The sequence below is a fragment of the Actinospica sp. genome (assembly GCF_035552695.1).
In the GTDB taxonomy this organism is placed as follows: Bacteria; Actinomycetota; Actinomycetes; order Streptomycetales; family Catenulisporaceae; genus Actinospica.
This window is the reverse complement of the sequence record NZ_DASZKT010000006.1, coordinates 20527-31187: the sequence shown is the minus strand read 5'-3', so window position 1 is coordinate 31187 and position 10661 is coordinate 20527. Positions and strand designations below refer to the sequence as shown.

8 protein-coding genes, 1 tRNA gene and 1 pseudogene are annotated in these 10661 nt (G+C 70.4%); 6 read left to right on the top strand and 4 right to left on the bottom strand.

What is annotated here, in order from left to right; all coding sequences use genetic code 11:
• Nucleotides 1-402: 402 nt before the first annotated feature.
• Nucleotides 403-484: transfer RNA gene (locus VG296_RS00795), tRNA-Tyr, on the bottom strand.
• A gap of 4 nt (nucleotides 485-488) precedes the next feature.
• Here VG296_RS00795 and VG296_RS33135 point away from each other — a divergent pair.
• The 3 genes and pseudogenes from VG296_RS33135 to VG296_RS00785 form a co-directional block, all read left to right on the top strand.
• Nucleotides 489-1487, top strand: a pseudogene (locus VG296_RS33135) (protease pro-enzyme activation domain-containing protein); the annotation flags it as partial.
• Between the two features lie 669 nt (nucleotides 1488-2156).
• A complete protein-coding gene (locus VG296_RS00790) occupies nucleotides 2157-3335 on the top strand; it encodes a hypothetical protein (RefSeq protein WP_325561925.1) in 1179 nt (392 codons plus the stop codon).
• Nucleotides 3336-3404: 69 nt separating this feature from the next.
• A complete protein-coding gene (locus tag VG296_RS00785; RefSeq protein WP_325561923.1) occupies nucleotides 3405-3896 on the top strand; it encodes a YajQ family cyclic di-GMP-binding protein in 492 nt (163 codons plus the stop codon).
• Nucleotides 3897-3915: 19 nt separating this feature from the next.
• Here VG296_RS00785 and VG296_RS00780 read toward each other — a convergent pair whose 3' ends face one another.
• Entirely contained in the window at nucleotides 3916-5406 is a 1491-nt protein-coding gene (locus VG296_RS00780; RefSeq protein WP_325561921.1) for a hypothetical protein, read from the bottom strand.
• 128 nt (nucleotides 5407-5534) lie between these two features.
• Here VG296_RS00780 and VG296_RS00775 point away from each other — a divergent pair, with 128 nt between their 5' ends.
• From VG296_RS00775 to VG296_RS00765, 3 genes are read left to right on the top strand one after another with little or no spacing between them, the layout of a single operon-like run.
• Nucleotides 5535-6764, top strand: coding sequence for a hypothetical protein (locus VG296_RS00775; protein ID WP_325561919.1), 1230 nt, complete (start codon nucleotides 5535-5537; stop codon nucleotides 6762-6764).
• On the top strand, nucleotides 6764-7708 hold the full coding sequence (locus tag VG296_RS00770; RefSeq protein WP_325561917.1) for an ABC transporter ATP-binding protein: 945 nt from the start codon (nucleotides 6764-6766) through the stop codon (nucleotides 7706-7708). Before VG296_RS00775 ends, VG296_RS00770 begins: the two co-directional genes overlap by 1 nt.
• Nucleotides 7695-8558, top strand: a complete 864-nt coding sequence (locus tag VG296_RS00765; protein WP_325561915.1) for an ABC transporter permease — start codon at nucleotides 7695-7697, stop codon at nucleotides 8556-8558. The genes VG296_RS00770 and VG296_RS00765 overlap by 14 nt, the downstream gene beginning before the upstream one ends.
• A 70-nt stretch (nucleotides 8559-8628) precedes the next feature.
• On the opposite strand, the gene VG296_RS00760 is transcribed toward VG296_RS00765, so the two are convergent.
• Together VG296_RS00760 and VG296_RS00755 are read right to left on the bottom strand one after the other, a co-directional pair.
• On the bottom strand, nucleotides 8629-9531 hold the full coding sequence (locus tag VG296_RS00760) for a M48 family metalloprotease (protein ID WP_325561913.1): 903 nt from the start codon (nucleotides 9529-9531) through the stop codon (nucleotides 8629-8631).
• Between the two features lie 173 nt (nucleotides 9532-9704).
• Nucleotides 9705-10616, bottom strand: coding sequence for a hypothetical protein (locus tag VG296_RS00755; protein WP_325561911.1), 912 nt, complete (start codon nucleotides 10614-10616; stop codon nucleotides 9705-9707).
• Between the last annotated feature and the right edge of the window lie 45 nt (nucleotides 10617-10661).

Genomic DNA, 10661 nt, shown 5'->3' with positions numbered 1-10661 from the left:
TGCAGCTGCCGGAAGCCGTCTCGTGATCAGCGGCTCCAACCGACAAGCCACCGCCCGACGGTCCTCATGAGCAACAGACGTTGCATAGCAAGAAGCTGCCAGGCACGCGCAGAAGGCGATGCGGGACGAGGGTGACCAGATCCGTGCAGCGGTAATCGCCGCGAGGCGGCGCATGCGCACGGCGACGCCGCCGACATCGAAGCCGGCCGAGCCGACCGAGGTCGACAAAGCAGACCCCGCCGACGGAGAGACGCCGCCGGAAGGCACTCCCGACGAATGATCCCGTGGGAAGCCATTGGGAAGAAGCAACCGTAATCCGCCGTAGCGAACCGCAATCCGCCGGAGAATGACTAAGGGCCCCTGCGCAGCGTTTTCGCTGTTCAGGGGCCCTTTTTGCTGGTGTGGCAGATCCAGGATTCGAACCTGGGTAGGCTACGCCGACGGATTTACAGTCCGCTCCCATTGGCCGCTCGGGCAATCTGCCTGGGATGACCGCCCCTTGCGGGGTGGCCTCGGAAAGATTACCTCATGGCGGGGGGTGCTTCGCAACCGGCTTTGGGGCGGGGGCGGGGGTGCGGAGAGTGGGCTGGTCAGGGGGTGATTGGGCGAGTGAGTGGGTGGGTGGACGTGTCGCTCGTTCGTGGGCGGGTCTGTTCGGGGCGGCGTGGGGCGGGGAGGTGATCAGCGCCGCACCTCACAGAATGAGAGGCCTTGCCGCTGTGCTTGGGAAGAAGAGTCGCTGCGTGGTGGAGTCGGAGTCGGGACGGGTCCGGGATGTCCAGCGTGTCCGGGGTGTCCGGCGCGAGCGGAGTCGTGGTCGGAGTGGTGATCGGGGGACGGGGTTTTGGGTGGGGGTGGTGGCCGTGGGGGCGGTCGCGGCGCTGGTCGGGGCGTTGACGGTGGGGGCGAGGGGTGCCCAGGCGGAGCCTTCGTCCGGGCTGGGGGCGGTGGCTGGGCGCGCGCAAGCGGATCCGTCGTCCGGGCTGGCGGGGGTGACCGGGGGTGCGCAGGCGGAGCCGTCGTCCGGGCTGGCGGGGGTGACCGGGGGCGCGGCGCCGGCGGAGCCGACGTCTGGGGTCGGGACGGTGGCGGGGGCTGCGGGTGCGCAGGGAGATCCGGCGTCGGGGATGGTGAGGCTGGCCGGGGTGCGGCCGGGGTGGGCGACGGCGGGGAATGCGGTGGGCGTGCCGGCGGCTTCGTCGATGATGACGACGCGGGTGTTTTTGGCGGGGGCGGATCCGCAGGGGCTGGCGGCGTATGCGCGGGCGGTTTCGACGCCGGGGGACGCGGCGTATCGGCACTTTCTGAGTGCGACGGAGGCGGCGGATAGGTATGCGCCGACGGCTGCGGAGGCGGCGTCGGTGACCGCGTGGCTGACGCGGGCAGGGCTGCGGGTGACGGGCGTGGATGGGGAGTATGTGCAGGCGCAGGGGACGACGGGGGAGGTGGAGAAGGCGTATGGGGTTGAGATGAGGACGTTCCGTGCGGCAGCAGAGTCTGGGGGGCAGCAGGACGCGGTGGCGTCTGGGGCGGAGAGCGCAGTGGCGTCTGGGGGACAGGACACGGTCGCGACACAGGGAAACTCGGGCGGGCAGGGCGCGGTCGCGCCGCAGGATGGAGTGACGTCCGGGGGCCAAGACGCGGTCGCGACACAGCGAAGCCCGGGAGGACAGGAGGCGGCCGCGCCGCAGGCGGATCCGGGACGACAGAACGCTGCCGCGGCGCAAGCGGATCCGGGAGGGCGGAACGCTGCCGCGCCGCAGGCGGATTCGGGAGGGCAGGACGCGGTGGCGCCGGAGGGGGATCCGGTGGTGCCGGCGGGGGTGGCGGCGGATATTGGGGCGATTACGGGGCTTAGTTCGGTGTCGCAGACTATGTATGCGCAGCATGTGACGGCCGCCGGGGCGGCGGGGGAACTGCGTAGGGGCGGCGGGGGGACGGCTGCGGCTGCGCCGGCGGGGCCGTTGATTCCTAGTCCGTGTTCGGCGTATTACGGCCAGGTGGTTGATAAGACGGATCCGGCTTTCGGGGGGACTCAGGAGCCGTATACGGTCTGTGGGTACTCGGCGGGGCAGCTTCGGTCCGCGTACGGGGCGGCTGGGCACTCGGGGGACGGGGCTACGGTGGCGATTGTCGACGCGTATGGGTCGGCGACGATGCGTAGCGATGCGAACGCTTGGTCGGCGGAGAATGGGCTGCCGCAGTTCGCGGCGGGGCAGTACGCGGAGGACGTGACGCCGTCCGCGTGGAATTCGGAGGCCGCGTGTGGTGGGGCCGCGGGGTGGGCTTCGGAGGAGTCGCTCGATGTGGAGGCCGTGCACGCGATGGCTCCCGGGTCCCATGTCCTGTATTACGGTGCGAACTCGTGCCAGGACTCGGATCTGCTGGCCGCGCTGTCCGATCTGATTACGCATCACCTCGCGCAGGTCATCTCGGATTCGTGGGGCGGGCCGCTGCACAGCACCTCGGGTGACGAGGCCGCGGCGACGATCGCGGAGTACGACCACCTGTTCCAGCTCGCGGCGGTGGAGGGCATCACGGTGAACTTCTCGTCGGGCGACTGCGGGGACAACTCCCCCACGACCACGTGCGGCGGGTCGAGCGGGCTGCAGTCGAGCTACGCGCAGACGACGTTTCCGGCGAGCGATGGATGGGTGACGGCGGTCGGCGGCACGTCGGCGGCCATCGACTCGGGCGGGCGACTGGCGTGGAACACGTCGTGGGGGACGCGGGCTTGGCTACTCAACGGAGCGGGGACCGGGTGGAGTGCGGCCGGGTGGATCTTCGGCGGGGGCGGTGGGACGGCGGCGGACTTCGCGCAGCCCTGGTACCAGGAGCACGTCGTGCCCTCATCACTCTCCGGCACGCTGCTGACCGGCGCGAAGGCGACCAGCGCGCGGCGGGTCGTGCCGGATATCTCGCTCGACGCGGATCCGTTCACGGGGCTGCTCGTCGGCGCGACCCAGCAGCTTCCGGACGGGAAGACGGGGTACGCCGAGGCGGCGATCGGCGGGACGAGCCTGGCCAGTCCGCTGCTGTCCGGGCTCGAGGCGGACTCGATCGGCGTGCGCGACGGCCTCCCGCTCGGCTTCGTGAATCCGACGCTGTACCTCGACGGCCTGGTGGGCGGCTCGGACACGATCCGGAACGTGACGGACACGCCGTCGAACGCGCGGCAGCCGATCGCCGAGGTCTTCCCGCCGTTCCAGGGGCAGCAGGCGGCGGTCGCCGGGCTCGGCTCGGACGGCGATCTGAAGGCGACAGCCGGGTACGACGACGCGACGGGGCTCGGCACGCCGGGGCCCTGGTTCGTCGACTCGCTCGCCGCGGAGTAATCGCGTCGGCCGGAGTCGATAGAGTTCGGTGGATAACGGACGCGACTTCGGACGACGAGGAGGGTCGAGATGGCGAGCGAGTCGAGTTTCGACGTGGTCAGCAAGGTGGACCGGCAGGAAGTGGACAACGCGCTGGGCCAGACCGGCCGTGAGCTGGCGCAGCGCTTCGACTTCAAGAACACCGGCGCGACGATCGCCTGGAGCGGCGAGAAGATCGAGATGCGGGCCGGCACCGAGGAGCGGGTCAAGGCCGTGCTCGACGTCTTCAAGGACAAGCTGATCAAGCGCGGGATCTCGCTCAAGACGCTGGACGCCTCGGAGCCGGCGGCCTCCGGCAAGGAGTACAAGATCAGCGCGGAGGTGACCGAGGGCATCTCGCAGGACAACGCGAAGAAGGTCGCCAAGCTGATCCGGGACGAGGGGCCTAAGGGCATCAAGGCCCAGATCCAGGGCGAGGAGCTGCGCGTGACCTCGAAGTCCCGCGATGACCTGCAGGCGGTCATCGCGCTGCTGAAGGGGCAGGACTTCGACTTCGCGGTGCAGTTCACGAACTACCGGTAGCGGCCGCGGCCCGTCCTCCTCAGAGCGCTGAGGGGGACGGGCCGTCCAGGTAGGCGCAGCAGAGTACGGATACGAGGGCGATGCCGAGCACGATCGCCCGCTGCACGCGGGGACGGTGGTCGAGCCGGCCGAGCCAGATCGCGGGCGGGACGCAGAGCCCGAGCGCGGGGATCAGGAAGCGCGGCTTGCTGCCCCACGGGCCGGAGTTCGTGAGGATCACGGCGAAGGTGACGAGGGAGAAGAGGGTCAGCTCCCAGGGGACGCGGGGACGCGGGGCCTCCAGCGGGGACGAGAACGAGGGCGCGGCCGAGGGCGACGGTGACCGCGACTGCGAGGACGAGGACGAGGACGAGGGTGGCTGCGACTGCGACGCTGCCAAGGACGACAGTGACACCGACGCCGACGCTGCCGAGGGCGACGGTGACTGCGACGCTGACGAAGACGACTGCGACTGCGACTGCGATGCTGCCAAGGGCGACAGTGACTGCGACGCCGACGAGGGCGATGGTGACTGCGACGCGCCAGAGGACGACGGTGACCGCGACTGCGAAGCCGACGCCCCCGCCACCGCCACCGACGACGTGCGCCGGAAGCGCCGGAGGCGTTTCGGCCACCAGCCCTGGTCGCGCAGCAGCCAGAGCATGATCCCGACGCCCGGCAGGATCCACAGGCTGGCCACGAGGTGCGGCACGCCGTTGGGCGCGAACCAGTCGGTGGAGTCGAGTTGGCCGAACACGGTGCGGGCGCTGTACTTGCCGAAGTCGAACTCCGAGCTCCAGCCGGGCGCGGACTCGGCGAGGAACCAGGCGTCTAGGCGGTGGAAGCGCACCGCAAGGAATGCGATGTAGCCGACCAGTCCCATCGGCGCCAGGACGAACGCGGCGGCCGGGGCGAACGTGGCGCGCCACTGCTTCTTGCGCGCCGCCTCGCGGATCATCAGCGCGGAACCGGCCATCACGACGACGATCAGGCCGAGGCCGGTCGAATGGCTCAGGCCGGCGCCGATCGCGCAGACGGCCCCGAGCAGCGGCTTGCGCCTGCGGATCGCGATCGCGCCCCAGACGGCGAACGCGGCGATGAGTGGCTGTGCGTAGAGCATCGACTGGACGATCGCGTCCACGCCGACGGCCCAGATCGTCACCGTCCACAGGGCGGTGCGCCGGCCGAAGAGCGGTTCGAGCAGCACACCGAGGCCGATCGCCGTGGCCAGCGACGCCGCGAGCGAGAGGACGAGCCCGGCGATCTCCATCGGCAGCCGGGTGACCGCGTGCAGCGCCGCCATCAGCAGCGGGTAGAGCGGGAAGAACGCGATGTTCATCCGCGCGGGCTTGCCGTCCGTGAGGAACGTCAGCTTGTCGACGTACCCGGTACTGGCGATCTGGAGGTAGTGCTGGCCGTCGAACCGGGCCAGCGCCTGACCCGGCGTCAGGCCGTACCAGGCGAGCAGCGAGAGCACGACGACGAGGTAGGCGCCGTGGACCAGCAGGTAGCGTCGAATGTATGCGGTCATGCTCGCGCTAGTAGTAGGGGGCTTAGATGTGCTTGCCATGAGGATATCCGCAGTCCGCCGTGAGGATGATGTGAAGTGCCGTCCGTGGGCGGATCCCGCTCGCGCCGATCAGTGCTGAGATGGGCATTATGAACGAGCAGCCGAGCAAGACGAACAAGCCGTGGTACCGCCGGGGGACGGTGCGCGCCCTCGCGCCGCTGTCCGTGGTCGCCGTGATCGCCGGGGGCGCGGCACTCGCGCCGAGCCTGGCCTCGGCCACCCCGAGCCTGCCCGCCGTCTCCGCACAGCAGCTGTTGGCGAAGGTCGCCTCGTCCAAGGTGGACGCCTTCTCGGGCACGATGAGCCTGAGTACCGACCTCGGCCTGCCGCAGCTGCCCGATCTTTCCGGCACCGCGAACCCCTTCTCTCTGCTGAGCGGCACGCACACGCTCCAAGTGGCGGCGAACGGGCCGGACCAGCAGCGTATCGCGTTGCTGGACCAGCTCTCCGAGTACGACCTGATTCACAACGGGACGAAGTTCTGGACGTACGACAGCGAGACGAACACGGTCGAGGAGGGGACGACCGCCGCGCACGCAGGCACCAAGGCTGAGAAGTCCGCGAAGTCCGGCGCGAACAAGCAGTACCCCGAGCTGACTCCACAGGCGGCGGCGCAGCAACTGCTCACCAACCTCTCTCCGACCACGCAGGTGAGTGTCGGCACGCCGCGTACTGTAGCGGGCCACTCGGCGTACCTGCTGGTACTCACGCCGAAGCAGTCGGGTTCGCTGATCGGGCAGGCGGAGATCTCCGTCGACTCCGCGACCGGCACGCCCCTCGGCGTGACGATCTACCCGGTCGGGTCGAGTACCCCGCTGTTCGACCTCTCCTTCAGTTCGGTATCGCTGACCGCGCCCTCCGCGTCCCGCTTCGAGTTCACCGCGCCGAAGGGCGCGACGGTGACTCCGTTCGGGAGTAACGAAAAGGGAACCGGAACCAGCGCCAAGGGCCAGCCGACCGAGCAGAGCCTGAACCCCGAGGTGCTCGGCACCAGCTGGCTTTCGATCGCCGAGCTGCACAACGTCAACCTGGCGCAGTTGCAGCAGGCCGTCAGCGGCGCGGGTTCGTCCGTGACCAGCGGCTCGAACAACTCGCCCAACTCCGATGGCGGCAGCTCGCAGCTGACCGGCGGCGCCGTGAGCGGATACCTCAACAGCCTGCTCGGCGGCGGCGCGAACGTGAGCGGGAAGTTCGGCAGCGGCAAGGTCTTCACGACCAACGTCATCTCCGTGCTGATCACGAATGACGGCCGGGTCTTCCTCGGCGCCGTGACGCCAAAGGTGCTCGAGGCCGACGCGAACGCGCAGGGCAGCAAGTAGTGAACGGCGACTCTTCGGCCATTTCCACCAGCGGGCTGTCCAAGCGTTATCGCGGCGGGCAGCTCGCGGTGGACGGCCTCGACCTGCGGGTTCCGCACGGCTCGGTGTTCGGCTTCCTCGGGCCGAACGGCTCGGGCAAGACGACCACGATCCGGATGCTGCTCGGCCTGATCGCGCCGAGCGCGGGCGGGGCCGAGCTGTTCGGCCAGACCGTGGACGCGGCGCACGTCGGCACGCTCACCCGGGTCGGCGCGCTGATCGAGGGCCCGGCGCACTATCCGTACCTGAGCGGCCGGGCCAACCTGGCCAGGTACGACGCGGCCGACCGGACCGCCGATCCGGGCAGCCGCGCCACCCGGATCGAGCACGCGCTGGAGCAGGTGGGGCTGTCGAACGCGGCGGAGAAGAAGGCCAAGGCGTACTCGCTCGGCATGAAGCAGCGGCTGGGCCTGGCCTGCGCGCTGCTGCAGCCGCGCGACCTGCTGATCCTGGACGAGCCGACGAACGGCCTCGACCCGCAGGGCATGCGGGAGATCCGCGCCCTGATCACCTCGCTCGCGTCGCAGGGCACGACGATCTTCCTGTCCTCGCACCTGCTGGACGAGATCGAGCAGGTGTGCACGGACGTCGCGATCATGAGCCGCGGCCGCCTGGTCAGCCAGGGCACCGTGGCCGAACTGCGCGAGGGGCTCAAGGCGCGGCTCGTGGTCACGACGCCCGATACCGGCGAGGCGGCGACCGTGCTCAAGGAACAGGGCGGAGCAGACGTGCGCACGGACGGACAGCGCGTGGACTGCGATGCGCAGAACGGCCTGGAGCCGGACGTGGTGTGTGCGGCGCTGGTCGGCGCCGGGGTGCGCGTGCTGGCATACGGGATCGAGCGGCCCTCGCTGGAGGACGCGTTCGTGGCGCTGACCGGGGAGGGCTTCGATGTCGCAGAGTAGCGCAGTGCTGACCGGCACCATCCCGCGCACGCGGTGGTCGCCGCGCGGATCGCTGCTGGCCAACGAGCTGCGGACGATGTTCCGGCGGAACCGGAATCTCGCGCTGCTCGGCGCGCTTGCGCTGATTCCGGTCGCGCTCGGCGTGGCGCTCAAGGTCGGCACGCACCGGCACGGCGGCGACGGCGGCTTCCTGGCGGAGGTGTCCAACAACGGCCTGTTCCTGGTGTTCGCCGCGCTCTCGCTGACGCTGCCGGTCTTCCTGCCGATGGCGCTCGGCGTGGTCTCCGGGGATTCGATCTCCGGCGAGGCCGCGCAGGGCACGCTGCGCTACCTGCTCGTCGCCCCGGCCGGACGGATGCGCCTGCTGACGGTCAAGGCCGTCTCGCTGGCGATCTTCTGCCTGGTGTCCACGGCCGTGGTCTCGGGCGCGGCGCTGCTGACCGGGCTCGCGCTGTTCCCGACCGGCCAGGTGACGCTGCTGTCCGGCGACTCGATCGGCATGGGCGCGGCGCTGGTCAAGGCGGTCTGGATCACGCTGCTGGTGGCGGCCTCGCTGCTCGGCCTGGCCGCGATCGGCCTGTTCGTCTCCACGCTCACCGACACGCCGATCGCGGCGATGGCGGTGGCCACCGGGCTGACGATCCTGGCCGGGATTCTGCAGGTCATCCCGCAGCTCTCGGCGATCCAGCCCTGGCTGTACACCTACCAGTGGTCCTCCTACGCGGACCTGCTGCGGGACCCGGTGTACCTGACGAACATCGAGCGCAACCTGCTGATCCAATTGGGCTACGTGGTCGTGTTCGGCGCCGCGGCCTGGGCGCGGCTGACGACCCGGGACATCACCAGCTGACGCTAGGTCACAGTGCGGGCAGGTCAGCGCGCGACAAGGTCAGGTGCGCAGCAGGTCGTTCGGCGGCAGGTCAGTCCGAGGCGCGGTCCGCGGCGGGGTCCTTGACCCCGGCGAGGCGCTCGAGGCGGGCGACGCGCTCGTGCACCGGCGGGTGGGTGGCGCACAGCCGCCCCGCCCAGCCGGGGCGCCCCTCGTTGCCCGCGAAGGGGTTGACGATCATCAGGTGGCCGATGCCGGCCAGGCCCGGGCCGCGGCGCAGCGGGGTGCGGCGGGAGCCGGCGTCGATCTTCCGGAGCGCGGTGGCCAGCGAGAGCGGGTCGCCGGTGAGCCGGGCGGCGCAGGCGTCCGCATGGTACTCCCGGGAGCGGCTGACCGCGCTGCGCACCAGGATCGCCGCCAGCGGGCCGAGCAGCACCGCGCCGATCAGCCCGGTCAGGCCCTCATCGTCCTCACCGCCATCGTCCAGGCCGGGCAGCAGCCACAGCAGGCTGGCCGACCACATCACCACCGCGGCGAGCGCGCCGGCGACCGAGGAGACCAGCACATCGCGGTTGTACACGTGCGCCAGCTCATGCGCGACCACCGCGCGCAGTTCGTGCTCGTCCAGGGTGCGCAGCAGGCCGACCGTGCAGCACACGGAGGCGGTGCGCGGGTCCCGGCCGGCCGCGAAGGCGTTCGGCGACTCGGTCGGCGAGACGTAGATCCGCGGCATCGGGCGGCGCGCCTCGTAGGACAGCTCGCGCACGATCTTGTAGAGCACCGGCGCACCGGCCTCGCCGATCGGCTGCGCGTTCATCGCCCGCAGCGCGAGGGTGTCCGCGCTGTAATACGCATACCCCAGGACGACGAGCAGCACGACCGTCGCCAGCACGAGGCCCTCGCGGCCGCCGAGCAGGTCGCCCGCGACGAGCACGAGAACGCCGAACGCCGAGATCAGCACCGCGGTTCTTGCCCGTGCCGACCTGAGGTTCACCGTGCGCCGCATAGTTCGACCCGCTCGCCTTTCTCGCTCGACTCCGCGCTCTGCCCGCCGCGGCGCCGTCTGCCCGACACTTCATCCAACGATCACATTCGCGGCCCGGTTCCCCGGCGCCTTCCCGTGATCGCACAGGGTGGTTGTCGCGGTACCACCTCAGCACCGTAGCGTCAGAACGGCAACAAAGCCGCGAGATCAGTGTCACCTGTGCCGGAGGCGACGGTCGTGGGGTCCGGGGGCACCGAGGCCGTGCCGGTCGGGGTGGGCGTGGGAGACGGCGTGGCGTCGGTGAACCCTGACATGTCCACCTCGTAGCCGGCCGAGCTCTTGGCCGTGGCCGCGGCGTCGATCTGCACCGGCAGGCCGAACTTGTAGGTCACCCGCACCAGATCGCCGCTGCCCATCGCGGTGTAGACGTCCACCTCGACCTTGCTGGTGCCCGCCTTCTTGATCGGCTCCGAGTCCAGCAGCGACTTCGGGATCCCCTTGACCGCGGACAGGTCGGGGAACGCGCTGAACATGTCGACCGTCTCGCCCTCCAGCGAGGTCACGCCGACCGCCTGCACCTGCTTGACCGAGTTCAGCGCCGTCCACCAGCCGGAGAGGTTCACGCCGCTCGCCCAGGTCGAGCGCACCGGCGCGACCTCCCACGACTTGCCCACGCGCACGCCGGTCTGCAGCGTGGCCGGAATCGAGGTGTAGACCTTCTCGCCGTACTCCAGCGCGCCGGACGCGCTCTGCGTGGTCGAGCCGGAACCGAGCGTGTCGATCGAGCCGGTCAGCGTCGCCGTTCCGCCACCCGGGTCGAAGGGGCCGGACAGGATCGTCATCATGTTTATCGAGCCGCCGCCGGTGACCTGGATCGTGTTGTACGTCAGCGTTCCGGGCAGCGGGTCGGCGAGCCAGCCCTGGAGCTGTACGACGGCGTTCTTCTCGGACGTGGCGGTCGCGGATGAGGTGGTCGCCTTCGCGGTCGCGGAGACCTCAGGGCTGGTGAAGACCTGCTCGGTGGTGCCGCACGCGGCGGTCCCGCCGAGGATCAGCGCCGCGAGCGCTGCCCAGAGCACGCGTCTGCCCACCACTGCCTCGCATCCCTCCGTCTTCGCCCGCGCCATCCTATCTCACGG